Origin of the sequence: Enterobacter cloacae complex sp. 2022EL-00788 (assembly GCF_026627565.1) — a bacterium.
Lineage (GTDB): Bacteria > Pseudomonadota > Gammaproteobacteria > Enterobacterales > Enterobacteriaceae > Enterobacter > Enterobacter pasteurii.
Map to the genome: position 1 here is coordinate 30,444 of NZ_JAPNMC010000011.1, position 26,592 is coordinate 57,035.

Sequence of the window (26,592 nt, forward strand, 5' to 3'; positions counted from 1 at the left end):
GGATTATTCAAGTTCATTTCATTATAAATTTTTCAGGTTATTTTGGGTGTTATACTGATCACACTTACTCATCATTTTTTCTAATTTATAATGCTTTTATCTGCCTCTGTATCTTTAATGCTTTTGGATGATTTGATTTGTTATGTTTTTAAGATATCATATAGAGTAGTATTTTCTCATAATTATCTCTCCACTATATTAATTGACAAAGTTTCTTAATGTTTGTTTTTTAAATGTTAAAAATTCTGATATGTCGCGTTGCTAACATTCCATAATCTCATATGAATTTAGAATCCTTTTTATCAACTTATGGATTTGTAGAGAATAAGCATTCTATAAAAATTTAAAGCAAAAAAATTTCAGGTGAGATTAACGTAAAAATGAAAGTATTTGTGTAATGTCATTTATACTTAAACGCGATGTTATTCATAACCAATCCACTGGGAATGTTAGTTTTTCGTTAAACATTCATTCTGGATATATTTAACCAATAGGGAGCAGGTCAGCTCCTATGCTAAAATAATTTACTGATGTAAGAACAAAAATTACATCATTAAAAGGAGGCGATATGGCCCGTACGATGTCGGTGGACGTGGGTGATGAGCTGCGTGAATTTATTGATTCCCTGGTCAGGACGGGTGACTACCACACCCAGAGTGAAGTCATGCGTGATGCGCTGCGTTTGTTGCGCGAGAAGCAGGCTGCATCCCGTCTGCAGGAGCTGTTTGAGTTGCTGGCCGAATGCAGCGGTGATGCGAAAGCCTGGAACAAGGATGAATTCCTGAAAAATCTCAGGGCCAAGGTAGCAAATGAAAGAGATTGAGCTGACAAAAAAAGAAGAAAATCTGGGGCTATCTGGAACTACAGCTTCATACAGTTCGCAGTGACCCAGACAATTGCGTATATAGTTCTGCCCATGCATGACAGCGGCACATATCGCACAGAGCAGGGAAAAAATATCTGCTCTTGGCCAGGGGAGCAGCATATGACTTATTTTGTGTCATCGCATATAGTGGTTATCTCATCCAGTCTCAGGGCACGGCATGAACCCTGTAGATAACCTGGAGAATCATTATAATAAAGTTATTTAATTTCAATAACTTATTAAAGATAACTCCGAACATCCAAAGTTGGGCAAAGCTGAGATGTCCGCTTAGTGCCAGAAGCGGACATTGGTACAGGTATAATTTCGAGCAGTATTAGCTACGATGGATGATGTTTACTGAAACAGCATCGCCAGTAGAACCAGGAATAGCAGCATGACATAGATTCGTGCGTGCCAAATGTCAGGTACAGCAGGTATAACCCGACGGCTAAAAACTATTCCAGCCCAGCCTGCCAGTACCAACATACCTAAAATTTTCAGGCTGATAAAACCGAGAAATCCGCTCACTGGAATATTTTGCCAGCCAATAATTGCATACGTCACGGCACCACATAGCGCGACAGGGAGGGAAAGTGGATTAGAAGCACTAATGCACTCACGCATCGCATAGCCATGTCGCCGCAACAGGGGTACCGTCATTACGCTGCCGCCTACTCCAAGCAATGCTGCTATCATACCGATGAGCACTCCGCCGCCCGTTACAACAGGAAGTGATAAGTGGCGCGGAGAACTTCCTATGAAAAAACCCTTACGCAACAAACAATCGCTGATTGTTGCCAGCATGTAGATAACGAACATCGCGCGAACAATATTCTCGCTAAATATTCCTGCCAGACAGGAACCCACAACAGCCCCAATAGCTATAAACCATAGCAACGGGAACAATGTCTGCGATGAAAGCTTGCCAGCTCGCCAGTTTCGATAGCTGACCCAGCCCGCGTTAAATATCATCACCGCTGTAGAGGTAGCAACCGCGATATGCATGGCGTTTCCTGCCAGTTCAGCCTGCCGCAGCATTAGTTGATAAACGAATGGCACCACAACAAAGCCGCCTCCGAAACCAAAAAGCACTGTGGTTATACCGGTAGTAAAGCCTGCCAGCGCAATTATTGCGATATCGTTCAAAAGAATATCCCCGACCTGAAAATGATTCAGCAGCTTATACCGGTAGCGCCCCGCTTCACATTAGCGCTGTGCTCGATTACCTTTGTCAATCGGTCAAAAGGAGACTGGTGTGCGCAACGTAAAAATTGAAGAGGTCGATCAGCTCGATCGTGAAGTGGTGGCGATAGGCAATGACTATGTGCAGGGATTTATGCTGCCACAGCACAAACATCGCCGCGCGCAGCTGCTATATGGCGCGACCGGATTGATGTATGTAATAACTCAGGATGGGGAGTGGATTGTTCCTCCACAACATGCTGTGTGGATCCCACCCGAAACTATGCACGCCGTCAAATTTGTTGGCGTGACCACTCGCAGCCTGTATATAGAACCAGATTGCGTGGCAGCTTTCTTTAAATATCATCGCTGTGAAGTTATTGGCGTATCGCCATTATTACGTCAGCTATTGCTTGAGTCAGTGGATTTACCGCCACTGTATGAAAGCACGCGCGACCGTGCTTTGATAAATCTGATGATACTGGAGCTGGCGGCAATGCCGGTTCGCGAATTCGATATTCCGCTGCCACAACATCCGGCTCTATTAGCTCTTTGTCAGGCGTTTTTACTCAATCCCTCAATTCATGATCCAGCAGAGCGCTGGGCCAATGCGCTGTACATGAGCGCCAGCACCTTTCGCCGCCATTTCCTTAAGCAAATTGGCATGTCATTTTCTGCCTGGCGCCAACGAGCCTGTGTGGTTAGCGCACTGGCATTGTTGATAACAGGAAAACCCGTAAATGAAGTAGCGTTGACTCTTGAATACGATAATGCATCATCTTTCGCAACGATGTTCCGGCGTGTCACGGGACAACCACCTTCGTATTATCACCCGGCTCGATTTCAAAAGCTCCACAGAGCAGGGCGCTGATCATAGCGTCAGCTATGTGCAAATAGCTGACATTACTGAACGTATATTTCTTTTTTTCTCTCGTTACAGCTGTGTATCTCTTAAAGCTTCGGCAATGAAATCAACAAAGCTACGAACCTTGAAAGGAATGCGGATCGCACTGGGATACACTGCCTGAATGGTAAGTTCCGTTGTCTTATGCGCTGGCAACAGATCAATCAGTCTGCCCTGTTTTATATGCTCACAAAAAACAAAACTGGGACCATAGGCTATGCCTGTTCCGGCCAGGGCGGATTCCAGAAGCAACTGCATATTATTGGACGTGATTCGGCATGCACTTTCGATACGGTGCAAGCTGCCCTCAGGGTCGCAAATAGTCCAGTCTCCCGCTGAAACCGCCTGGCTGAACGCCAGACGCGGCGCACGGGAAATATCTTCCGGTGTCTCTGGTGTGCCGTGTTTTTTCAGATACTCTGGTGATGCACACAAAACCATCTTGCAGGGCGCCAGCCGCCGGGTAACAAGCGACGGATCGTCAAGACTCCCAACCCTGATGGCAACATCAATCCGATTTTCAATCAGGTCTGCGTATTTATCTTCAAGCACAACATCCAGACTGACCTCCGGAAATTGTTCCAGATAGCGTGACGCTATCGCTCCAAGATGAATTGCACCGAAGGCGACGGGCGCAGCAATGCGAAGTAACCCGCGCGGTGTTGCCTGGACATCTCTCGCTTCTCTGTTCGCATCTTCCACAGCCTCAAGAATAACTTTGCAACGTTCATAATACCGCTGCCCCACATCCGTCAGGCTTAGACGGCGTGTTGAACGCTGAAGAAGCCGGGCATTTAAATCGGATTCGATAGCACTGACATGTTTTCCTGCCATTGCCGCTGAAAGCTTAAAACGTCTTGCAGCCGCCGCAAAACTTCCCTCTTCCACTGCCGCCATGAAAATCTGCATGCTGATCAATCTGTCCATTAGATCCCGCCATTCGATAATTACAGTATTGTCTATCGATATTATTTCACGGATTATCATTAATTGAGGCTGTAATTAATATTGTTTTCATTCCTCAGGAGGTCTGAAACGATGAAAATTAACGTGAACAATACGGGTATCAATGTACAGTTACAGGGAAGCGGTGAACTTTCGCTGGTTTTTTTGCACTATTATGGCGGCTCATCCCGTACATGGGAGAGCGTGACAGGTCAGTTATCAGACCGCTACCGCACGGTTGCCATCGATCATCGTGGCTGGGGCTTGTCAGACGCTCCCGAATCCGGATACAGGATTGAAGACCTTGCACAGGATGCCGAAGGCGTTATTTCGGCGCTTCAGCTTAAACGCTACATTCTGGTTGGCCATTCGATGGGGGGAAAGGTCGCCCTATTGATGGCATCGCGCCAGCCCGAAGGGCTTGAGGGACTGGTTCTCATTGCACCCTCCCCACCTTCTCCCATGCTGCTTTCCTCAGAGGAGCGCGACAGACTATCCAGCGCCTATAACAGCCGCGAATCAGTCGAGTTTGTCATCGACAACGTCCTGACGGCGCGGCCGCTCAGTCCTGCGCTTCGTGAGCAGATTATCGAGGACAGTTTAAGAGCATCAGTCGGCGCCAAAGCAGGCTGGCCCGGTGTAGCGATCAGCGAGGACATCACCCGGGAAGTCGCCTCCATTAATGTTCCGGTCAGAGTCATCTCAGGAGAACTGGACCGGGTTGACACCCCGGAAACTTTGCAAAGAGAGTTGCTAACCCGTATTCCTCACGCAGCGATGTATATTATTCCCGGTACGGGACACCTCTCACCGCTTGAATCACCCGGTGAGATCGCCAGCTGCATATCTGCCTTCGCTGCATCAATTGAAAAGAGTGCCGCGGTTTATCGCTCCCCTGGTGAAACCATCGCCGCCTTTGATGAAGCATTTAACGCGGGAAAAATTGATAACTTGATGTCCGTTTTCAGTAATCGCGCCACCATGAAAATGACTGATGGTACTGTCATTGAAAGTAATCCTGAAGCACTACGGATGGCTTTAATCACGCTCACAGCAACACGGCCGGTTATCAGGAACCAGATACGTACTCTCATCTATGCTGGTGATCTCGTTCTCGCCCTTATCGACTGGTCGCTGACGACGACTTCAGATGACGGCACTCAACGCGTTGAGCGCGGTATCGCCACACAGGTAATAGAGCAGGGTGCGGACAAGGGCTGGCGGATACGCATTTCAAACCCATCAGGGGTCGTCTGAATGCTATTAAAGATACGGATGCAGATATTCATCTGCAGTAAGTCATAACAAGTCAGGGCCGGTTGTAGATGCAACCTTGCCATTGCTCCACGCCTGGCGGTTAGGCAGAACCTACCAGCTCTGCCGTTTTGCTAAGTCGGCCTTAAATCACGACCTGTCGGTGCGCCTATAAGGTATATGAGCAAACGAGCAATGTTGGAGCATACCACAGGCTCGTCAGCAGACCTGTGTTCAGCTTCTTAGTATTTTGACCCGGAACGTCCGCTTCTCGCTCATAGCAGACCCTTTAATCCCTATACCGTCCCATCGGCTTTCATCCGCTCATATTTAGCTTTCAAAAGCTCAGCAGGTGTCGGCCCCTTCGGAGCTTCTGGCGCGGCCAACGCCCGCCGAACAGGCGGAATCGGCTTACCGGCCAGCACCCGCTTTTCCCACATGCCCAGAAGATCACCGGCCTCACGCTCGAGTTCTTTGTGACACAGCTGGCCATCAGTTCCGCGGCGACGCAGCTCCAGACAGATGTGGTAATAAACAGGCTTCGGCCACGGATACTGCTCGCTGCTCGGGTAACGGAACACCAGCTTACGCCACTTCCAGTACTCAGCCATGACGTCAGCAGTGGTGATCCCCAGCACGCAGCGCCCTTCCCTGCACCACTTGATGAACTGGCCTGGCGAAGGCAGGAATGGACGCTCCTGACGACGCACCATGCGCATGCCCGCTTCAACCTGCTCCATTGTGGTGATCCCGTTTTCTTTGAAGGCCAGCACCCACTGACGGCGGATCTCGTTCACGTCTTCCTGGCTGCGATTAACCAGGCTTGCCGGGAACGTGGCCGCCAGCTGAACGAACAGCCCGTTGATAATCTGCGCCACCTGCTGCGTTTGTTCGCGCTCGGTGTACTGCTCTGGCATGTTGTGCGCCACGCGGCGAGCTTGTTCCCGGTCAAAATTGCGAATGCTCTCGGCTAGGTTTTTCATTCCAGCACCCCATCAATCCAGTCGGTGTTATGCAGGTCAATGCCGCCCCGGTATGGCTTTGCCGTTCCGGTTACACGCAGCCGCTTCGTGGTGAGCTGATCCCACTGCTTGCGCAGACTTGAAGGGCTCAGGATGTTGTCTTTCCAGAACTCGTCCCGGTTAGCCCACTGGAACAAGTCACAGATTTCGTAGTGAGTACGCTTGTCCTGGACACGCATCAGCCTGATGGTGTTTGCCCATTCAGCCCAGTTGGGTTCAGATAGCGATGCGTTGACGGTGAGAAGCCTGTCGTAAATCCAGCGTGCAGCCTGAGGTCGTCAGCGGATCCCCATGATTTACCTGCCGGGGTGTATATCCCGGCGGAGGCTTCTGGATGGCGTGAGAGAAACTTTTGAGTTTTCTGGTTTCGGGATTCGTCAGAATTCCGAGACGAGGATCTTTTAATATTGTTCTTGTTATAGTCTTGGGTGTCTACCGTTTCCGGGAAGGTTTTTCCCGTTTTCGGTAACACTTTTCCCGATTTCGGGAAGACTTTTCCCGTTTTCGGTTTGTCTAAAATCCAGGCGGAAAGGTCAGTATTTACACCGACTGTTTTCATCACGCCCTGCTTCTGACTGAAGATAATTTTGCGTTCTACGAGTGATTTGAGCGCATCAGAAACGTGGGAATCACTTAGCCCTGTAAGCTCAGCGATTACTGTATTCGTAACGCGGTCCTGTTTCTTATTCCAGCCGTAGGTAAGCCAGATCACCGCCTCAAAACATTGCCACTCCCGGCCTGACATTCTTAGACGAGGTTTGAGCTGTTGGATCTCGTTAGCGACCTTGGTATACCCGTTCGACAGGTCGGCCATACGACCTCCCGGTTGTTCGGTTCTTTGGGGGAAATTGATAATTTCAGCTGTGTTTGACATACTTAGCTCCGCAATTACACTCCGTTTTTGCACCTGAAAGCCGTTGGTGTTCGAGCACCGCGGCTTTCGCCTTTTCTGAAGTTTTCACATTGCCCCCAACATGGTTGTCACCATCGCCAGCAGCGGCGCCGTAAGGTCCGGATCGATTCTGAACATTTCGAAAATCCCCTCGCCTAACTCCTTCAGCTTTTCCTTCTTCGGTGCATCGAGCATCAGAGCTTGCTTCGCTTCACTCACCTCTTTTTCCAATCTGGCCATCCGGTAAGCAAACGAGTCGTTCTTTACGACACGGTCGCGGTATCGAAGCGGTAATACGGACATGATCGCTGGCACCAGCTGTTCGACATTCTTTCGGTACGATGCGGAGTCTTCTTTGTTGTCCAGCCAGCGGAACAGTTTCACGTTCCAGACATCGGCCTGACCTGAGAAATCCACGCCATCAAGTTGAAGTTCTTCCGCCGCGTCTTGGATTTGAAGCGCGACAGCTACGCGCCCTTCTACCGCAGCCCAAGCTCGTACCGCAGAGCAGATATCGTAATGATCTATCTCCCGATATGCCGGCTCGCTTTCATGACACGGGAATTTCAGTGGATTAGAGGAAGCTCTGCTACTCTGATGAAATGAAACAGTCTGCATTGTTAAGGCTCCTGTTTAGGTAAACCATCTGTGGGATTCGGGTAGAGATCTGGGCGAAGCTCGTGGGGGGTAACACCTGTCATTTTGAAAATGGGGAAGATGTAATTTGGCGGGACTATCCCATGGTCACGATTCTTCCAATGACTTACAGACATACTCGTTACGCCAAGCGCGAGACCGAGTTTTCTGGCTGAGCCAGCGGCTTTGATTGCTTTATCGAGTGCGGACATTGTCTTCTCCTGCTTATTCACAGAAAAAGTAAACCACAGATTTATATAAATTACAAACCTAGTATTTATTGAGTGTATAAACCAAATATTTACAATGGGCCTATGAGAAAAGAAGAACCCAACCAGGTACTGGTAGAAAGGCTCAACGAGATCAATGCTCGTGGAGTAACAAAAGCCGATATGGCAAGAATCGCTGGAGTTACACCTCAGGCCGTGAACGGCTGGTTTAAAAAAGGCGTAATAAGCAAAAAGTCTGCTCTTGCAATCGCTGATGCGGTAGGGATATCTGTGGCATGGCTTTTAGGGGAAGAGGTAAGTGAAAAGGATGGACTCAAGCAGGATGAGCAGAAGCTTTTAGAGCTCTACCGCCAGCTACCGGAAGAAGAGCAACAAAATATGTTGCGAATCTTTTCTATTAGGTTGAAAGAACTTGACGCTCTTTATGAAAAATACATGAGCAGGAGAGTTAAAGGTGAGCCTGAGTAACGACTAATCTGTTAACTCATCTAAACGAATTACTACTTGTTTGATCCTTTTCCAGACATCTAAAAGATGTAGGTCTTTAGTAAATGATGTTTATGTTTAGATGGGAAAGTGTTGTAACCACAAGGATGAGATGCGTTCATCCACTTGAATTTTAATCATAAAATTCGAATATGAATGTTTGGTTTCATCCTTAAACCATCTACTCATACTTCTCGTTAGGGCTAATTAGCTTCAGGCTTTTCGCACCAAAATGTTAATTTTTTGTTAATACCATCTTTACGTTAATATTTTTTTATGGATACAGCAAATTAGGATATGATTATGGAAACAGAAACGGTTGAAGTCGCTAATGATATGATTGATACAAACAAAAAATACTTGATTTGGAACAACAAAGGTGGGGTAGGAAAGACGTTTCTTACTTACAACCTTGCAGTTGAGTATGCGATTGCCCACGAGAATGAAGACGTTGTAGTTATTGATGCTTGTCCGCAATCAAACGTTTCGGAAATTATCCTTGGGGGAAATGGTGTTGGTGAAGAAAACCTAAACCAACTCAGGGATAGAAATACGACTATCGCTGGATATATCAAAGAGCGGTTTAGCAAATCTCCTCTTTCTAGATTAGGTAATGAATCCTCTTATTTTGTTAAGGCTGATTCAGTAAATGCTAAAATGCCACCTAATTTATATCTGTTACCTGGTGATGTGGATTTAGATATTTGCTCACGTCTAATTGCTCACATTGGTTCTTCTCCAGTCAAAGAAGCTTGGAAAAAAAGTCGCTCTTTATTAATAGATCTAATTGCGTCTTTTGAAGCTGACAAAACAATTTCTGAAAGGCCTAAAACCTTTTTCATTGATTGCAATCCAAGCTTCGCGAGTTATACTGAACTCGGTGTTGTTGCGTCAAATAGAGTTATAATCCCTTGTACTGCTGATGCAGCATCTATCCGTGGAATCAAAAACTTAGTTAAGTTAATCTATGGAGTATCAATTGATAACTCGGAACAGGATGAAATGTTCCTTGATTTCAATAAAGAAGCAAAACAGAGTAAGATCGAATTCCCTAAACTTCATGTATTTGTTCAAAACCGCTCCAGAACGAATGAGAAAGACGCTGCAAAAGCCTTTAAATCGCACGCTGAAGAAATTAAAAAAATCACAACTGATTTGCTCAAAACCCATTCACATTTATTTACTGAAGAAAAAATTACTGATCGAGTAATGCATGTAAAAGATGGCAATACACTCGCTGCCATCATAAACCATGAAGGTTGCCCATTAAGTAGTCTTCAACATAAAAGCTACACCATTTACGGCATGGCGACACAGGCTAATAAAGCGCAAATCGATGCTTTAGAAACTGATGTAAATAACGTTGTAAGCTGTATCTAATCTTCCCACCCGGCTTCACGCCGGGTTTTTTATTTTAATGCGTTATATCTCGTAAGCATACCATTCTACTCACTAACTACTGCCTCGATACACTAACGACTGTTGCCTCTTTACTTCTGTTAGTTAGATGACTAAGCGTAACTCCTTAAGGTTAACCAACCTCAATCATTTGACTTTATGTCCCCCGCGATGAATGGCCTTCACATAAATGCCAAAATAAACCAAAGATTTACCCTCGACAACAACTCATGATTGACATAAATATAAACCAGTGATTTAATGACATCTACCAAGACGCACTACGAACCACCAAGGCAGGACGCCCACGAAGTAGCCGCCGACGGCATACGAATAGTCGGATGAGGTGGAGAGATTAACGCGCATCAGGTGTAAACGTTCCGCTGGCCGGCGATAAGGCAAACGAGGGTGAGAATGATTGATTTCGCACGCAAACCAGGACGGCAACAGGCAGTAAAGCTGAACTTCTTCGAGGTGATACTTCGCCGCTTATGCTACCTGCTGGCGCAAAAGGGGAATCCAGATGTGTAACTCAAAGAAATGCAGGTACTGCGGCAAGCCAGTCAAACCGGGGGAAGTAGTCAAAAGTACCCTTCTCTATCGCAACGGCTCACAGCTGGCGCGCAAAGAAAAAGAATACTGCTCTGAACGTTGTGCTTCGTACGACCAGATGGCACACGAGGCATAACGTAAAAGCCGCGCAAGGCGGCCCGTACGTCCGGTGCTCCCGACCAAAGTTACACCGGAAAACTACTTAAAAAACCAAAGTTCACCCAATGGGCGCTTTCTCTGGCCCGGGGATCTTACATCCAAAAAAGAGGATCTCACATGGAATTTTTCTATGTAGTTAAGGCTACGCAGAAATCTGGCAAAGAAGACGCAGTGATTTGGTTCACTGCGAAATCTGAAGCCCGTGCAAACCTGCAGCTCGATGTTGAGCTGGAAGATGCATGTATTGAAACCGGACGCGGTAAGGATTACGCCAAACCGGTTCGCACCGATTTCCCGGTGTATAACGACCTCCCGAAAGAAAGCACCGTGGATTACACCTGGTGCAAACGTTACAAACTGCAGGACGATGGACGCACCTGGCTGCCAAAGGCTGGTGCTGAGTCTACTGGAGCCATGGACAACACCGCGGCATCGGAAACGTCCGTTAAAGTCGAAACTACCGTCGAGAGTGTCCCGCTTGAAAACCGCACTCCAGCGGTCCGTTTTGCCTTCCATCTGACCAGCGACAAATACCAGTCAGACATTACTAAAGAGCAGCAGCTGGCTGCCAGCGAAATGTCTCTGGATGAAGGCAACACCTATCTCCAGAACCTGCTGCAGGCGAAGAACGACATCCCTGAAGTTGCCGAACTCAGCCTGAACGCTGAATGGAAACTGGTTCAGGCTATTAAGCAGGTATTCGCGCCAGATGAAGAGCACGAAGTAAAGCTACTTGCTGCTTTCATGGCCGACTGGTTGAGAGTAGATGCCGGTGAGCGCAATGAGTTAGTGAGAGAGTGGAAAAGCGGAAAGCTTACTCTGCTCAAATCAGAAAGCACCAGCGACACCGACGTTGCAACTGTTCAGGACCCAGAACCTGATAACGGAATCCAGATTGATGAGAATGATGACGAAACCACACGTTATCCAGTCGTGCGTATGCCCTTCCGCAAGCAGCTACTCGCCCAGTTTACCGCCGACGAACTGCGCCACCACTTAACCCGCGAAGAATACGAAGGTATCAGCGCGCTGGAGATGGACACTGACAACGGCTATGTCCAGAACCTGCTGCTGGCGGCAGAAAACTGCGAAGAGGTTAAGGGTTACGATACCAAAGACCTTTGGCGCTATACCGACGCAATTCGCAAGGTGTTCAGCCAGGAGAAGCGTCACGAACTCGCTTGGGTTCTCCGTTTCACCAGGATCTGGGCGGCGACTGATTATATTGACCGCGGCATTCTCGTTCGCGAATGGGCAGCCGGAAACCTCATCAGCAGCGTGCAACGTACTGATTCAGGCACTAACGCTGATGGCGGCTATGTTACTGACCGCGGCGAAGGTGCGCAACACACATTGGACACTCTCGATCTTGAGATTGCCTGTGCCCTACTGCCTATGGACTTCCATCACTTCGAAATTCCTTCGAGCGTGTTACGACGCGCCAAAGAAATCGTGGCCAAGAAAGAAGAGCCATGGAAGTCATGGAGCGCAATCTTACGCAATCAACCAGGCATACTGGCGGTGAACCGTGCGGCAATCTTCAATCTTATCCGCATCGCGCCAGAAAACATCCACCACACGCCAGCGGCTCATCTTGAGTTTGTGAATAAAACCATGACGGCTGAGTTTAACTCTGCTGTGGAGTTGCTGCCGCTGTCTACTCCGGCTGTTGAGACCGAAGCACATGTTGAACAACCGCAGGTTGAAAATCTCGGCAGCGGCATGTTCTCCATCGATGGCCTGATGGGAGGAAATACCGCCCCGGTCATCGATATCCCCTCAAATGAAGTCGAAAAAACGGAAAACACAGCGGAGACCACCAGCGATGTGCAGATGGAAACGGCTAAGCCAAAGAAAGTCGAAAATACTGATCCGGTACAACCAGGCGAAGGCGCTGATGCAGCTAATACGCAAGCAGTTACCGTAGCGCCGGAAGAGCAGCAGTCAGAGCCAGTAATCGAATACCCGGCTTACTTCGAGCCTGGCCGCTACGAAGGTCTGCCGAATGAGGTTTATCACGCAGCAAACGGTATTAGCTCAACCCAAGTAAAAGATGCCCGCGTCAGCCTGATGTACTTCAACGCGCGCCATGTGGCTAAAACTATCCCGCGCACAGCATCTAAAGTGCTGGACATGGGGAACCTGGTGCACGCCCTTGCACTGCAGCCGGAAACCCTCGATGCAGAGTTCAGCGTGGAGCCTGAGATCCCAGAGGGTGCTTTCACTACCACCGCAACCCTGCGCGAGTTCATTGACGCGTACAACGCCAGCCTGCCGACGCTGCTGAGCTCAGACGAGATTAAAGCGTTGCTTGAAGAACATAACGCGTCCCTTCCCGCTCCGGTGCCGCTTGGCGCCAGCCTGGAAGAAACGGCTCAAAGCTATATGGATCTCCCTGCTCAGTACCAGCGTATTGAAGAAGGCCAGAAGCAGACAGCAACGGCAATGAAGGCATGCATTAAAGAGTACAACGCCACCCTGCCCGTGTCGGTTAAAACCAGCGGCAGCCGTGATGCGCTACTCGAGCAATTAGCGATTATCAATCCTGATTTGGTGGCACAGGAAGCGCAGAAACCGACGCCGCTGAAAGTGTCCGGCACCAAAGCAGACATGATCCAGGCAGTTAAGTCGGTTAAGCCCGATGCCATATTCGCCGACGAACTGTTGGATGCCTGGCGCGACAACCCTGGCGAAAAAATTCTGGTTACCCGCCAGCAGCTGGCAACGGCACGGGCAATTCAGTCTGCGCTCCTGGCGCACCCGACCGCTGGCATGCTGCTGACACATCCAAGCCGTGCCGTTGAAGTGAGCTACTTCGGCTTTGACGAGGAAACGGGCCTAGAAGTTCGTGTACGTCCTGACCTTGAGATCGACCTGGACGGCGTGCGCATCGGTGCTGACCTGAAAACTATCAGCATGTGGAACGTCAAGCAGGAAAGCCTGCGCGCCCGGCTGCACCGGGAAATCATTGACCGGGACTACCACCTCAGCGCGGCTATGTATTGCGAGACCGCGGCGCTGGACCAGTTCTTCTGGATTTTCGTCAACAAAGACGAGAACTACCACTGGATCGCCATCATCGAGGCATCCGCAGACCTGCTGGAACTGGGCATGCTCGAGTACCGCAAAATGATGCGCGCCATCGCAACCGGCTTCGACACCGGAGAATGGCCGGCGCCGATCATCGATGATTACACCGATGAACTGAACGACTTTGACATGCGCCGCCTTGAAGCGCTGCGCACTCAGGCTTAAGGGGGATTTATGAATAACACTAACGTTACCGTTGCTGACCAGAACACCGTTATTAACTCCAACGTGGCTCTGTTCGATTCCCAGTATCTGAACGCCATCAGCACGTTCGCGCAGATTATGGCGCAAGGCACCGCGACTGTTCCTAAACACCTGCAGGGCAACCAAGCCGACTGCATGGCTGTAGCGATGCAAGCGGCACAGTGGCAGATGAATCCCTTTGCTGTGGCGCAGAAGACGCACCTGATTAACGGTGTGCTCGGGTATGAAGCGCAGCTCGTTAATGCCGTCATTTCACGAAGCGGCGTGCTGGCCAGCCGCTTTGAATATGAATGGTACGGGCCATGGGAAAAGGTTGTTGGGAAATTCCACATCCGTAAAGGCGACAAAGGCGAGTACCGCGTCCCGGGCTGGACCCTGGCTGACGAAGCCGGGATCGGCATCATTATCCGCGCAACGCTTAAAGGTGAAGATCAGCCGAGGGAACTTGATTTACTGCTGGCTCAGGCCCGAACCCGAAACTCTACCCTTTGGGCTGACGACCCTCGCCAGCAGCTGGCGTACCTGGCCGTCAAACGTTGGGCGAGACTGTTCTGCCCGGATGTGATTCTGGGTGTATATACCCCGGATGAACTCGATGATCGCCGTGAAGAACGAGAGGTAAATCCGGCACCGGCACAGCACGTAAGCCTTGCAGATATTTCAGGTGAGAACGTCACCCCGACTCAAACAGCTCAGGAATCAGCTCAAAATATCGATGCACTTGCTGATGATTTCCGCGACCGCATCGAGGCGGCCCAGGATGTCGATAGTGCAAAAGCTCTACGCGCAGATATCGAAACCGTCAAAGCAACGCTAGGTTCTGCCCTGTTTACCGAGCTTAAGAACAAAGCAGTGAAGCGCTACTACCTGGTTGATGCTCGCAATAAAGTGGAAGCGGCGATCAACTCCCTGCCATCTCCGGATGAACCCGACGCGGCAGAACGCTTTGGCGAAGCTGAACGCGTGCTGGCTTCTTCAAAGCGTCACCTGGGCGATGAACTGCATGAGCAGTTCAGCATCACCCTGGCGGATATGAAACCGGAATACGTGAACTAACGAGATTGGGAGGGGAAACCCTCCCTCAAGGAGAAGAAATGCGACTGATTAATCGCAGTAAGCAATCCCCTTTGGCTCGCCAGGCATGTGATGCCGCTCTCGCGAAGCACGTCGAAACTTACGGTGAATTCGCCAGACAGAAAACCAAGACCACATACACCGTAGTGGTTGATGGAATAAAGGTAACAGTGGAAGTCGTTAACCGCCGGGCCAGCTACGTTGCGACAGCCATGAATGGTGCCCGCAGGCTGCGCAATCTGCCGGGACAATGCAACTGAGAGGTGCAATATGAATGAAACAACTTATACGAATGTTGATATCTTGATCACCAGTGAAGTTTTATCAAGATACAAAATTTCGCGGAGCACGCTGTACTTTTGGAGCACCCCTTCCAGAATGCCGGCATATTTTTCACAACCATTTCCGAAGCCGAAGATAAATGGAAGCCCGAAGCGCTGGAGACTTTCAGACCTCCTGGAGTGGGAAGAAAAAGTGGGCATCAAACCAGAGGATGACCAACCAGTTTCTCCAAATGGTTCTGCCATACCGCAAGCCAATGGCGCTGATCATCAATGTAGTCATGCAGGTTATACCTCGCCATGACACCTGCCATATGATGGCCAAGCAGTTTCTCAACAACATGTGGCGGCGCACCTAATTCAGAAAGTCGCGTCGCCACGGTTCGTCGAAGGTCATGGAGGGACCACGGCTTCATTCCTGTCTTGGAGATTATTTGGGCAGAAAATAACGCAACGTTAGGCTGAAGAGGCGGCCTGTCATCCTCTGGCCCCTTATAGCGTGACAACGTAACAACATGCTTTGACATTGATGTTTCTTTATGAAATTTCATCATCTTTACAACAGCATCCGGCAACGCTCTCCTGACAGATTTACCTGTTTTATAATCACTTGCTGGAATGGTCCATGTTTGATCCATAAAATCGAACCATTCCCACTTTGCCGTTCTTATTTCCGTACTCCTACAACCGGTCAGAATGAGAAATTTCATGATCAGCTGTTGTCGTTCTCTCATCTCAGGCAAAGCATTCCAGACAGTTTTGATCTCCTCGTCGCTCAATCTTCGGTCTTTAACTGCCGCGGTGAGCCCCACATCAGATCGCCTGAGACTCTCAATTGGGTTTAGGTTGATTATTCCTCTGTTAGAGCAAAAACGAAAAACACGCTGCATCAACCCTAACATTTGCCCTGTAACCACCCTTCTTCCCATACCGTCGAACAGGCTAAGCCAATGCGCCTTTGTGGTCTGATCTACGATCATATTCCCCAGCACAGGATTGATATGGTTGTTGAAGTCCCGGCGGTTCACGTGGATTTTTACCAGGCCTTCAGGAATGCAGTAATGCTTTTCCCAGTAATCAAAGGCTTCTTTTACGGTAATCGCATCAGTTTTTTTCTGTTTCTCTAGTACGGTCTGTCGTCTCGGATCGAACCCTTCTTTAAGCCAGACTCTGAACTGCTGTTTACGCTCTCGCGCCTGAGCTAATGATATGGTCGGATAATCGCCGATCGTCAATTGAGCCGCTTTTCCGTTCCATCTGTAGCGGTAAAAGAATGTTATACTGCCGGATGTAGACAATCTGACATTCAAGCCGTGAGCGTCTGAAATGACCTCGATTTTGTCTCTCTTTTTGCCAAGAGCTTTTCTCAGTTTTGTATCGGTTAGCAATGTGTACACTCCGGGAAAAGATATACACAATAGTGTACACATTTTGCGTAAATTGATAACCTTCAAATTAATGCGCGATATACAAAAATAAAGCACTCAGAGTAGGCAAGATGTTGATAATGGCGGAATTTTTCAAAAGACATAAAGCATGACAAACAAACTTAAAACGGATTCATATGCCCTACGATAACGTCTACAGCGAAAAGCGCACGCCCGGTGCGCTACGCACCGTGTGGCGTAATTTTTACGGTGACACCACGGCAATGATCGGCTTTTACGGCTGCATTGGCCTCGTGCTGCTGTGTCTCTTCGGTTCATGGTTTGCCCCGTATGGTATCGATCAGCAATTCCTCGGCTACCAGCTTTTGCCGCCGTCGTGGTCGCGCTACGGAGAGGTCTCTTTCTTCCTCGGGACTGACGATCTCGGACGCGACGTGCTCAGCCGTCTGCTGAGCGGTGCCGCACCGACCGTAGGTGGCGCATTCGTGGTGACGCTCGCCGCCGCCGTCTGCGGCCTGGCGCTGGGCATTTTCGCCGGTGCAACCCACGGCCTGCGCTCAGCCGTACTTAACCATATTCTTGATACCCTGCTCTCTATTCCCTCGCTGCTGCTGGCGATCATCGTCGTGGCCTTCGCAGGCCCGCACCTTTCGCACGCGATGTTCGCCGTCTGGCTGGCTATCCTGCCGCGCATGGTGCGTTCGGTTTACAGCCTGGTGCATGACGAGCTGGAGAAAGAGTACGTTGTCGCCGCCCGTCTGGATGGCGCCACCACCTTCAATATTTTGTGGTTTGCCGTGCTGCCTAACATTGCCGCCGGGCTGGTTACGGAGATCACCCGCGCCCTGTCGATGGCGATACTGGATATCGCCGCGCTGGGCTTCCTGGACCTGGGCGCACAGCTGCCCTCCCCGGAATGGGGCGCCATGCTCGGCGATGCGCTGGAGTTGATTTACGTCGCGCCGTGGACCGTGATGCTGCCGGGCGCGGCTATTATGGTGAGCGTTCTGCTCGTCAACCTGCTGGGCGACGGCATCCGCCGCGCAATCAACGCGGGGGTGCAATAATGCCGTTACTTGATATTCGCAACCTCACCATCGAAATCAAAACGGGTGAAGGCTGGGTAAAAGCCGTGGATCGCATCAGCATTACCCTTGCAGAAGGCGAAATCCGCGGGCTGGTGGGCGAATCTGGTTCGGGTAAAAGCCTGATCGCCAAAGCCATTTGCGGCGTGGCGAAAGACAACTGGCGCGTCACCGCCGACCGCATGCGCTTCGACGACATCGACCTGCTGCGTCTCTCACCGCGCGAACGCCGCAAGCTGGTGGGCCATAACGTATCGATGATTTTCCAGGAGCCGCAATCCTGTCTCGACCCGTCCGAGCGCGTGGGCAAACAGCTGATGCAGAACATTCCCGGCTGGACCTATAAAGGCCGCTGGTGGCAACGTTTCGGCTGGCGTAAGCGCCGCGCCATTGAGCTGCTGCACCGCGTCGGGATCAAAGACCATAAAGACGCGATGCGCAGTTTTCCGTATGAACTGACCGACGGCGAATGCCAGAAGGTGATGATTGCCATCGCCCTTGCTAACCAGCCGCGCCTGCTGATTGCCGATGAACCGACGAACGCGATGGAGCCGACGACGCAGGCGCAGATTTTCCGCCTGCTCACGCGTCTGAACCAGAACAATAACACCACCATTTTGCTCATCAGCCATGACCTGCAAATGCTGAGCAAGTGGGCGGACAAGATTGACGTAATGTACTGCGGACAGACGGTGGAAACCGCGCCGAGTGAAGATCTGGTGAACACCCCGCATCATCCGTACACCCAGGCGCTGATCCGTGCGATCCCTGACTTTGGCAGCGCGATGCCGCACAAGAGCCGTCTGAATACCCTGCCCGGGGCGATCCCGCTGCTGGAGTCGCTGCCGATTGGCTGCCGTTTGGGTCCGCGTTGCCCGTATGCTCAGCGTAAATGCATTGAAACGCCACGGCTGACGGGGCCGAAGAATCATCTGTTTGCCTGTCATTTCCCGCTGAACATGGAGAGAGAGTGAAATGGTCGAAACCTTACTGGAAGTGCATAACCTGAGTAAGACCTTTCGCTATCGCACTGGCCTTTTTCACCGTCAGACCGTCGAGGCGGTTAAGCCGCTGAGCTTTACGCTGCGCGAAAAGCAAACGCTGGCCATTATCGGCGAAAACGGCTCGGGCAAATCAACGCTGGCAAAAATGCTCGCCGGCATGGTAGAGCCGAGCGGCGGAGAAATACTGATTGACGATCATCCTCTGGTTTTTGGGGACTATTCGTTTCGCAGCCAGCGCATCCGCATGATTTTCCAGGATCCGTCGACGTCCCTTAATCCACGCCAGCGAATTTCGCAGATTCTGGATTTCCCGCTGCGGTTAAATACCGATCTGGAGCCGGAAGCGCGACGGAAACGCATTGTTGAAACCCTGCGCCTGGTGGGGCTGCTGCCCGATCACGTTAGCTACTACCCGCACATGCTGGCACCGGGTCAAAAACAGCGTCTCGGCCTGGCCCGCGCGCTTATCCTGCGCCCAAAGGTCATTATCGCCGACGAAGCGCTGGCCTCGCTGGATATGTCGATGCGTTCGCAGCTCATCAACCTGATGCTGGAATTACAGGAAAAACAGGGAATTTCGTATATCTACGTGACCCAGCACCTGGGCATGATGAAGCATATCAGCGACCAGGTGCTGGTCATGCATCAGGGAGACGTCGTCGAGCGCGGCAGTACGGCTGACGTGCTGGCCTCCCCGCTCCACGACCTGACAAAACGCCTGATTGCAGGACACTTTGGTGAAGCGTTAACGGCCGACGCGTGGCGTAAAGACCGCTAGCTGTTGCGTAACCCGCTTGCCAGCAGGCTAAACACCTCGATGGCATGCGGCAGCGTCTTCTGCGGCTCGTCACTTGCGGCAATCAACAGGGCAGCATTCAGCGCAGCGCCATTCAACAGATGGGCTGCGACTTTTGCATCCATTTTTTTAAGCACCTTGCAGTCGATCATTTTTTCGATAGTCTGGCGGGTCGACTCAAGGCAGCTATTCTGGCTGGGCCATTGCGCCGGATCGCCCAGAACTGCCGGGCCATCAAGAAGCACGATACGCTGCACTTCCGGAACGAGCGCCATGTTGATGTAGGCGATGCCTTCCGCGAGCAGCCGGTCCCAGTCGTTCTCCGCGGTTGCGGCAATGGCTTTCGCTTTTGCCGCCATTTCGCTATCAATCTGCGCGACCACCGCCGCCAGCAACCCCTTCTTGTCGCTAAAGTTATGGTATAGCGCACCGCGCGTTAACCCCACGCTGGCCGTGAGTTCGTCCATCGACGCTGCGGCATAGCCTTTTTCAGCAAAGGCCTTCCGCGCCGCCTGAATCATTTTTTCGCGATTTTCCTGAGCCGTTTCAGCACGACGTTTTACAGCCATAGGGCTCCCTTAGTTAACCGATCTTTTAATTTGACATACACGGCGTATGTGAATTACATTTTTGACATACACCGCGTATGTTACTTCCGATGCGCAATCACGACAACATCTCTGACAAAAAAGGAAAAACCATGCATTCACGCGATCCTGTATTCCCGGCCAACCGTCATGCCCTGTATGAAGAGCACGGCTATTCAGCGGCAATCCGCTCAGGCGATCTGTTATTTGTTTCCGGCCAGGTTGGCAGCCGCAGCGATGGCACACCTGAACCCGACTTCCCCGCTCAGGTGCGGCTGGCATTCGATAATTTACGGGCGACTCTGGCAGCCGCCGGGTGTACTTTTGACGATTTAATTGATGTCACCACGTTTCATACCGATCCAGAAAACCAGTTCCCCGTCATTATGGAGGCGAAAAAACTGGCGTTTCCGCATCCTCCTTACCCAAACTGGACGGCTATTGGCGTTAACTGGCTGGCAGGATTTGATTTTGAAATTAAAGTTATTGCCAGGATCCCTTCGCCTGCTAATTAACTTACGGCATAATCTGTCCGGCACTAAACTGGTTTACCGTTAAGTACTCACTGACAGACAAATGAAAGACAGCATCAGAAAGTATATTCTCTCCTGGGTGGAGGAGAATAACTTCACTATTTTACATATTGATGATCTGGTTGCAGATATCGGATATAGCAGAAGAACCATCGAAACATGGTTCAAGGAGCATTATCAGCTCTCACTCGGAGAATATATTCTCCGAAGGAGGCTGAGCCGTGCTGCCATTATGCTAAGAATGACGTCTATTCCGGTGACGGATATTGCCTATTTATTCCATTACCAGAGCAGCCAGAGTTTTTCGAGAGCCTTTAAAAAAATGACGGGTCTGACGCCCTCTGAGTACAGACATGCCAGAGTGTGGGATTTTGATATCTTACAGCCCTCATTTTTATTAAGCGAACAACAAACGCCTGAGCTCGAAATATGTGAGCTGAATGAGACGCTTATCTGTAACCATCAAATTATAGAGCACGATCATCTTTTTGATACCTCGGTGCATGATATTACTAAAAAAATCAAAAAGCTCCTGACAGAAAACCGTCATGAGATCGAGAAAATTACCCTGCTGCCCCGCCGACCCGAACTCGGCAAAAGCCGATCGTATCTGGTGGAGGTGTTAATATCTTACGCTTTACAAAGCGACACGAAGGATAATAAACAAACGTGCGTAGTGCGTGGTAAATACGCAAGAATGCCCTTTAGCGGCAGTTGGGAAAGTTACAGCGCCTTTAACAAGATTGCCTTCGTTAAGGCGATGGTTAAAAATCGCCTGACGCTGCGCGACGATATTTACCTCATGAAATTTAATTCGTACAGCGAGGAACATGTCGATTTTGATGTTTACATCCCTGTCCTGTAGCCTCAGCTGCATTCAGCCTGTCTGGTGACGGTTCTGTTTTTACCGTTGTGCTTCGCCTCATAGAGCGCATCATCCACGTTACGAATGACATCGTTACTGTTGAGGCTGTTCTGAATGGCAGAGCACACGCCAATACTTAACGTTACCTCTGCGGGAATCGCATAGTGGTTGCCCTGTCCGGTGCGACGCTGGACGTTCTGGCGAATGCGCTCTGCAACGGATAGCGCCAGATTTGCGTCCGTATCCGGCAGCAGAAGGCCGAACTCCTCACCTCCCAGTCGGGCAAAGATATCCTTATCCCGGATGCTGTCTTTGATGATATCCACGACCGCGAGTAGGACGCGATCGCCTGCCGGGTGGCCCCAGGTATCATTAATAGACTTGAAGTTATCGATATCCAGCATCATTATGCTGGCCCCCTTTTCTGTTCTGAGCGTGCGGATCCGCTGAAGCGCCTCATAAAAATATTTACGGTTGAAGATTTGCGTAAGCGGATCGCGATTAACCCGGTCGCCAAAAATTTTTAACATGCTAAAGACATGAAACAGTAAGGTGCAAATAACAAACAATTTACTAAATACTTCTACCGTCCGGCTGATATACCAGAGCGACATATTGTACGTATCAAGCAGCAGCAGGAAAAAGTTATAAATGATGGCCGAGAGACACACCACAATAATACTGTTCCAGATCCCGGATGACAGTCGCGTTACATAGGTCATATAGCAGAGCAAAAACGACCAGAACGCGATCAGAACGTTAACGTAACTGACGTTCCAGACCGGATCGTGGCGGTCACGGCCGTCTGACGCTATCGTTAATGACAATGCGGGATGGTAGCTGCTCAGATAATGGGCCAGCACCGGAAATACGACCAGCGGAATAAATAATGCCAGAGCCAGTTTAGCCTTATTACGACGCCCAAGTACCGATCGCGTTGAGAGCTTCTCCACCCAAACGGCGAGCGCCAGCAAAAAGATCAGGCTGAGCTGTCGGAAAAAATAAAACACCGCCGTATCGTTAGTTTTTACCGCATAGGAAAACCCGGCGTTTTCCGGAAGCTGAATAATCACGATGGTTTCAATGAAGTAGACCAGCCCGCTTAAAAACGCCAGGCTCAGTACTAATAATGAAGGATGCGACCTGTCAGACGCATACTGCATCTGGATAAAAATAAAGATGATGGTATCCAGAAAAAACAGCGCAATCATGACAATTAGGTACGTTGTCATGGGTACCCTGAAACCTGGACTGTCATTCACGCAAAAGGAGTTCACCGCGATCATGAGTGCAAAAAGGAATGCACCGCACAGCACGATCATCTTCTCGGCCAACGTAACGTTATTCATCTTACTTCTTACCGCAAATCTCTATACACGCAAATCGACTCCCCTGACCGGCGAGGTCAGGGGATCGTACTACTGCTCTGGGGTGACATTCACCACATCGCCATGGCTGTCAAAATCAACGTACAGCTTTTTATTAGCCTGGAACTGCTGATAAACCGGCTGCGCAAGCGAAAAGCTCGTCGCCAGCTCCGCCTCACTCGCGACGCGGGCGGGCTGAACCGCTACGTTATGGTGTTTATAGCGGTTATAAAGCGCCCAGAGAACCAGCACCAGCGCGTTGAGTATCGCTAGGATGAAATAGAGGAATAGCCGCGAATACGCGTCATCCTCTTGCGCAAATCCCTTCAGAAAAAAAGAGATAAATCCCGTGGCGAAGTAGGTGAACACGGCCCATAAAAGGCAGGTTACCGCCAGTTCCACGCCCTTGCGCAGGCCATTCCTGCGCGAATAAATGATCCAGTTTTTCATGTTATCCCCTTGCGATCCCGCGGTCCGGACTGACCCAACGCGCGCGCGCGTTACGGGGATTTAGCATCACAGCCGTAAATGCAACAAGCGTGGTGAATAAGCTGATAAGCCAGAAGATGATTGGGTACCAGATGATCCAGAACAGCGTGGAGATGACGTTATGCTCATACCGGTATTCAATCATAATACTTACCAGGAACTGCACGAGGCACAGGCTACAGAGCAGCACTCCGGCATTCTCCGATACCGAAGAAATTGACAGCCCGCCCGCCGTACCGTTCTGGATGACGTCCACCAGGATGACCAGCCCGCTCACCAGGCAGGTGAATGCCCAGGCCGTGGAAGCACAATATTCCACAAACAGCGGCCACATATGGCGGTGTTTCCAGCGCCAGAGCGACCCCATATTTTTCAGGAATACCTCTGCGCCTCCCTTCGCCCAGCGCAAGCGCTGCTTCCACAGCCCCCGTAGCGTTTCTGGCATCAAAATCCAGCACAGCGCACGCGGCTCATAAAACACAGACCAGCGGCGAAGCTGCAATTTCCAGCTGATATCAATGTCTTCCGTAATCATGTCATCGCTCCAGTAACCGACGTCCGCCAGCGCGCTACGGCGAAACGCGGCAATGACGCCAGAGACGGTAAACACCTGGCCATATACCCGCTGCGTACGCTTGATTAGACCGATGATGGAAGAAAACTCGCCGACCTGAATTTTACCGATTAACGTTGAGCGAGTTCGGATCCGCGGATTGCCGGTGACCGCCCCCACGCGCGGGTTATCAATCATTGGCGCAACAAGCCAGGCTGCCGCGTCACGATCCAGACAGGCGTCGCCGTCCACGCAAACCAGAAATTCACCTTTTGCGGCGGCTGCACCGCTTTTCAGCGCAATCGCTTTTCCCTGGTTTTCCATCAGATGCAGAACGCGCAGGCGGGGATAACGCTCGGCCAGCATATTAAGCTGAAAGCCCGTATCGTCCGAAGACCCGTCGTTCACCGCGATAACTTCAAAATTGTCATACCGCTGGGACATGGCCGCCGCAATGGTCTCATGAATATTTTTCGATTCATTAAAACAAGGAATGACGATCGAAATTAAAGGATTGCCCCGGAGCCCGGGCGCCGGCGCATTCTTTCCCCACGCCCAGTGGCGTTCGCGATAAAACCAGAAAAATACGCTGCCGGCTATCCAGAATATCGACATAAAGAACGGCCAGAAAAAGACGTAACGCAGCATAACCTCTGCGGAAAACAGCAGAGTCAAACCGACTGGGATGCACAACACCAGAATTAAAATAACGATAGAGAAATAGCGATTATTCATCTTCAGGGTACCAGCTAGTTGAGAATTCTGGCCGAATAACATTTATCTTCGGCTGATTATTCAAAAAATCATCCGGGTAATAACCGTAATGTTTTATTCCGGAGAACTGCATAATACGCATCCATTGCGCAATCTTGCTGGATGCAATATGTTGATGCTGGCCGTCGGGACGCCAGTCGCGAGCCTGAAGCTCAATAATCATTTTATTTTTCCCGTCGGGTAACGCTGCTACACGAGCAATAAGCGCTTTAAACCATTTATCGCCCTCCCGACCGTTCACTCCCTCCATGTAGGGCATCGCCATCACGGCCGTCCAGTCATAGTGGGCGAGAAAGTCGCTGGTGTTTTGCGCAAACCAGGCTTCGCTTTGCGGTTCAATCAACGGCAACGCATACAGGTTACGCGCCGTTTTGATTTCCGGACCGCGGATCGCTTTTACTTTATCCGCCAGCTCAAGCGTGAAGCGGGTGAGCGTTTCGGTTTTAAAGCGGGTCCATGCCTCAAACCGCTCTGGGTCGTCACGAATGGCCCGAATATCACGTCCAAAGCCTGCTTTTTCGTAAGCATCCAGCGCAGCGGGGCTGGCATCCTCCGTATCGGACAGCACGGCGTCATCGTGAAAAAGAATGCCGTCAAAAGAGGCGTGCGCCGCCAGATCTTCATACACCTCACCGATTCGCTGCCTTGCCCGATCGTCGAAGGGCGACAGGCGACGATATTGTGAAGGATTGACCTGAGGGCCGTCCTCATCCCCTGTCTCCAGGCTATGCACGCGGGTTAAGGTTTCCGCCATTTCCCAGCTCAGAACGGGCATCCAGGCATAAACGGCCACGCTCGCCCGGGTACGCAGCTGCCACGCAACGCGGCTGAAAATATCGGCCTTTACCGGCATCCATCGATTCGGGAAGTAGACCGCTTTAACCAGACCGTCACCCGCCGGGTCCGCGAAGGCCTGGAGGTATACGGTGGTGATCCCCATGTCTTTCACTCTCTGAATAAGGGCATCGATATTTTTTTCCATCTGCCCGGCATCAGGATCAAATACGTAGTCCAGGTCGACATGCATCACGCGCTGAAGCTGCTGCTCCTGTACCCCCGTCACCTGAAGCGCAAACTCTTCCAGCGTCGGGTTGCCGTTAATCAGGATACGGGGAATTGCATCCAGCTGCGTGGCCGTTGACAGCCCGTCCTCAAGGGTGAAAAACATGTCAAACCCGAGTGCCTTTAGCTCCTGAATCGCCGTACCGTTCGCCGCGCCATAGGGCCACACCCAGGCCGTAGGTGCTTTGCCGGTATGCGCTTTTACATGGCTTATCAGCGTCTGCGCGTCTCGCCGTATCCGCGCCCGGTATTCCGTTTCGGTTTCATAGCGACGGCCGTCCTGAATAAACCGACGATTCGCAAAGGCAGGAAGCATGCTGCCGCTCGGGTTAGCAAGCGTCCCAAAGTGGCTGTTCCAGGTATGCCCGCCAATCTCTACCAGCGGCGAACGGGAGAGCTCCTGCACCTGTTGCCAGGTCGCAAAGCGTTCACGCTCGATCTTCTCATCACCGTATTGCACCGGTTGTCCGGCGGGGGTGTTGATCCAGCTCCCAACCGGCGCCCACAGAGCAGGCCACTGATAGGCGACGAGCAGCGGATAGACGCGCGTGTAGAAGCTGCTGAATCCGTCGTCAAAGGACAGCAGCACCGCTTTTTCCGGGAGCGGTTTTCCCCCACGGTGTGCCTCACGGATCTGCGCCACGCTGACCGGGCTATAGCCGTTAGCGCGCAGCCAGGCAAACTGCTCTTTCAGCGCAGAGGTCCGCACGGACATAAAGCGCTGATCCGCTTCGCCATCTTCGACCTCATGATACGCAATCGTCACGAAGCCATTCGCCGGCCATGGCGTCTCGGCGCGTAACTTTTCGCGCAGGGCCGGGCTGGTATAGGCCGGCCCGCGCCCGTCGACGCACGCTGCCACGAGCATAATGCCGAGCAGTACGAGTAATGTTTGAAATCCTTTCCGTAACATAC

General features: G+C 50.7%; 25 protein-coding genes and 2 pseudogenes. 15 read left to right on the forward strand and 12 right to left on the reverse strand.

Features of this window, described 5'->3' with window-relative positions:
* The first annotated feature begins 568 nt into the window (after positions 1–568).
* On the forward strand, positions 569–823 hold the full coding sequence (locus OWK27_RS17285) for a type II toxin-antitoxin system ParD family antitoxin (RefSeq protein ID WP_267590856.1): 255 nt from the start codon (positions 569–571) through the stop codon (positions 821–823).
* A 396-nt stretch (positions 824–1,219) separates the two neighbouring features.
* Here OWK27_RS17285 and OWK27_RS17290 read toward each other — a convergent pair whose 3' ends face one another.
* On the reverse strand, positions 1,220–2,011 hold the full coding sequence (locus tag OWK27_RS17290) for a sulfite exporter TauE/SafE family protein (protein WP_267590857.1): 792 nt from the start codon (positions 2,009–2,011) through the stop codon (positions 1,220–1,222).
* A gap of 109 nt (positions 2,012–2,120) precedes the next feature.
* On the opposite strand from OWK27_RS17290, the gene OWK27_RS17295 reads away from it, so the two are divergent.
* Complete coding sequence (locus OWK27_RS17295; RefSeq protein ID WP_267590858.1) at positions 2,121–2,918, forward strand: AraC family transcriptional regulator; 798 nt, start codon at positions 2,121–2,123, stop codon at positions 2,916–2,918.
* Positions 2,919–2,981: 63 nt separating this feature from the next.
* On the opposite strand, the gene OWK27_RS17300 is transcribed toward OWK27_RS17295, so the two are convergent.
* Positions 2,982–3,878: a LysR family transcriptional regulator gene (locus tag OWK27_RS17300; RefSeq protein ID WP_267590859.1), complete on the reverse strand. Its 897-nt coding sequence runs from the start codon at positions 3,876–3,878 to the stop codon at positions 2,982–2,984.
* Positions 3,879–3,989: 111 nt separating this feature from the next.
* Between OWK27_RS17300 and OWK27_RS17305 the strand changes: the two genes are divergently transcribed.
* On the forward strand, positions 3,990–5,153 hold the full coding sequence (locus OWK27_RS17305; RefSeq protein ID WP_267590860.1) for an alpha/beta fold hydrolase: 1,164 nt from the start codon (positions 3,990–3,992) through the stop codon (positions 5,151–5,153).
* Positions 5,154–5,446: 293 nt separating this feature from the next.
* On the opposite strand, the gene OWK27_RS17310 is transcribed toward OWK27_RS17305, so the two are convergent.
* The 4 genes and pseudogenes from OWK27_RS17310 to OWK27_RS17330 form a co-directional block, all read right to left on the reverse strand.
* A complete protein-coding gene (locus OWK27_RS17310) occupies positions 5,447–6,133 on the reverse strand; it encodes a replication protein P (RefSeq protein ID WP_267590861.1) in 687 nt (228 codons plus the stop codon).
* Positions 6,130–7,046, reverse strand: a pseudogene (locus OWK27_RS17320) (replication protein). Before OWK27_RS17320 ends, OWK27_RS17310 begins: the two are co-directional and overlap by 4 nt.
* Before the next feature lie 84 nt (positions 7,047–7,130).
* Positions 7,131–7,682, reverse strand: a complete 552-nt coding sequence (locus tag OWK27_RS17325) for a toxin YdaT family protein (protein ID WP_267590864.1) — start codon at positions 7,680–7,682, stop codon at positions 7,131–7,133.
* Between the two features lie 2 nt (positions 7,683–7,684).
* Positions 7,685–7,912: a transcriptional regulator gene (locus OWK27_RS17330; protein ID WP_061098051.1), complete on the reverse strand. Its 228-nt coding sequence runs from the start codon at positions 7,910–7,912 to the stop codon at positions 7,685–7,687.
* A 102-nt stretch (positions 7,913–8,014) separates the two neighbouring features.
* On the opposite strand from OWK27_RS17330, the gene OWK27_RS17335 reads away from it, so the two are divergent.
* The 7 genes and pseudogenes from OWK27_RS17335 to OWK27_RS17365 all read left to right on the forward strand — a co-directional run bounded on the left by OWK27_RS17335 (position 8,015) and on the right by OWK27_RS17365 (position 15,153).
* Positions 8,015–8,398, forward strand: coding sequence for a helix-turn-helix domain-containing protein (locus OWK27_RS17335; protein WP_267590865.1), 384 nt, complete (start codon positions 8,015–8,017; stop codon positions 8,396–8,398).
* A gap of 321 nt (positions 8,399–8,719) precedes the next feature.
* On the forward strand, positions 8,720–9,796 hold the full coding sequence (locus OWK27_RS17340; protein ID WP_061099659.1) for a ParA family protein: 1,077 nt from the start codon (positions 8,720–8,722) through the stop codon (positions 9,794–9,796).
* Between the two features lie 393 nt (positions 9,797–10,189).
* Positions 10,190–10,345, forward strand: a pseudogene (locus tag OWK27_RS17345) (hypothetical protein); the annotation flags it as partial.
* On the forward strand, positions 10,338–10,502 hold the full coding sequence (locus tag OWK27_RS17350) for a YdaE family protein (protein ID WP_267590866.1): 165 nt from the start codon (positions 10,338–10,340) through the stop codon (positions 10,500–10,502). The pseudogene OWK27_RS17345 and the gene OWK27_RS17350, both read left to right, overlap by 8 nt.
* A 140-nt stretch (positions 10,503–10,642) precedes the next feature.
* On the forward strand, positions 10,643–13,780 hold the full coding sequence (locus OWK27_RS17355; protein ID WP_267590867.1) for a RecE family exodeoxyribonuclease: 3,138 nt from the start codon (positions 10,643–10,645) through the stop codon (positions 13,778–13,780).
* 9 nt (positions 13,781–13,789) lie between these two features.
* Positions 13,790–14,875 carry a RecT family recombinase gene (locus OWK27_RS17360; RefSeq protein ID WP_038985441.1) on the forward strand — a complete coding sequence of 362 codons (1,086 nt, stop codon included), beginning with the start codon at positions 13,790–13,792 and terminating at the stop codon, positions 14,873–14,875.
* 38 nt (positions 14,876–14,913) lie between these two features.
* Positions 14,914–15,153 carry a DUF4060 family protein gene (locus tag OWK27_RS17365; RefSeq protein ID WP_014832196.1) on the forward strand — a complete coding sequence of 80 codons (240 nt, stop codon included), beginning with the start codon at positions 14,914–14,916 and terminating at the stop codon, positions 15,151–15,153.
* Positions 15,154–15,374: 221 nt separating this feature from the next.
* On the opposite strand, the gene OWK27_RS17370 is transcribed toward OWK27_RS17365, so the two are convergent.
* Complete coding sequence (locus OWK27_RS17370; RefSeq protein WP_267590904.1) at positions 15,375–16,604, reverse strand: tyrosine-type recombinase/integrase; 1,230 nt, start codon at positions 16,602–16,604, stop codon at positions 15,375–15,377.
* A gap of 134 nt (positions 16,605–16,738) precedes the next feature.
* Here OWK27_RS17370 and sapC point away from each other — a divergent pair, with 134 nt between their 5' ends.
* The 3 genes from sapC to sapF are packed head-to-tail and all read left to right on the forward strand — an operon-like array spanning position 16,739 to position 19,429.
* Positions 16,739–17,629: a putrescine export ABC transporter permease SapC gene (gene sapC, locus OWK27_RS17375; RefSeq protein WP_148419687.1), complete on the forward strand. Its 891-nt coding sequence runs from the start codon at positions 16,739–16,741 to the stop codon at positions 17,627–17,629.
* Positions 17,629–18,621, forward strand: a complete 993-nt coding sequence (sapD, locus tag OWK27_RS17380) for a putrescine export ABC transporter ATP-binding protein SapD (protein WP_148419686.1) — start codon at positions 17,629–17,631, stop codon at positions 18,619–18,621. The genes sapC and sapD overlap by 1 nt, the downstream gene beginning before the upstream one ends.
* 1 nt (position 18,622) lies before the next feature.
* Complete coding sequence (sapF, locus tag OWK27_RS17385) at positions 18,623–19,429, forward strand: putrescine export ABC transporter ATP-binding protein SapF (protein ID WP_148419685.1); 807 nt, start codon at positions 18,623–18,625, stop codon at positions 19,427–19,429.
* Here the strand turns inward: sapF and OWK27_RS17390 are convergent.
* On the reverse strand, positions 19,426–20,016 hold the full coding sequence (locus OWK27_RS17390) for a TetR/AcrR family transcriptional regulator (protein WP_148419684.1): 591 nt from the start codon (positions 20,014–20,016) through the stop codon (positions 19,426–19,428). The genes sapF and OWK27_RS17390 overlap by 4 nt on opposite strands.
* Before the next feature lie 131 nt (positions 20,017–20,147).
* Between OWK27_RS17390 and OWK27_RS17395 the strand changes: the two genes are divergently transcribed.
* Together OWK27_RS17395 and OWK27_RS17400 are read left to right on the forward strand one after the other, a co-directional pair.
* Positions 20,148–20,549, forward strand: coding sequence for a RidA family protein (locus OWK27_RS17395; protein WP_148419683.1), 402 nt, complete (start codon positions 20,148–20,150; stop codon positions 20,547–20,549).
* 61 nt (positions 20,550–20,610) lie between these two features.
* Positions 20,611–21,432, forward strand: coding sequence for a helix-turn-helix transcriptional regulator (locus tag OWK27_RS17400; protein WP_148419682.1), 822 nt, complete (start codon positions 20,611–20,613; stop codon positions 21,430–21,432).
* Positions 21,433–21,434: 2 nt separating this feature from the next.
* Here the strand turns inward: OWK27_RS17400 and OWK27_RS17405 are convergent, their stop codons facing one another.
* From OWK27_RS17405 to pgaB, 4 genes are all read right to left on the reverse strand, one after another.
* On the reverse strand, positions 21,435–22,664 hold the full coding sequence (locus OWK27_RS17405) for a GGDEF domain-containing protein (protein WP_267590868.1): 1,230 nt from the start codon (positions 22,662–22,664) through the stop codon (positions 21,435–21,437).
* A gap of 186 nt (positions 22,665–22,850) precedes the next feature.
* On the reverse strand, positions 22,851–23,249 hold the full coding sequence (gene pgaD / locus OWK27_RS17410; protein WP_193355291.1) for a poly-beta-1,6-N-acetyl-D-glucosamine biosynthesis protein PgaD: 399 nt from the start codon (positions 23,247–23,249) through the stop codon (positions 22,851–22,853).
* A 1-nt stretch (position 23,250) separates the two neighbouring features.
* A complete protein-coding gene (gene pgaC, locus OWK27_RS17415; RefSeq protein WP_267590869.1) occupies positions 23,251–24,576 on the reverse strand; it encodes a poly-beta-1,6-N-acetyl-D-glucosamine synthase in 1,326 nt (441 codons plus the stop codon).
* Positions 24,569–26,590 (reverse strand): poly-beta-1,6-N-acetyl-D-glucosamine N-deacetylase PgaB, encoded by a 2,022-nt coding sequence (pgaB, locus tag OWK27_RS17420; protein ID WP_267590870.1) that lies wholly within the window; start codon positions 26,588–26,590, stop codon positions 24,569–24,571. Before pgaB ends, pgaC begins: the two co-directional genes overlap by 8 nt.
* Positions 26,591–26,592 lie beyond the last annotated feature (2 nt).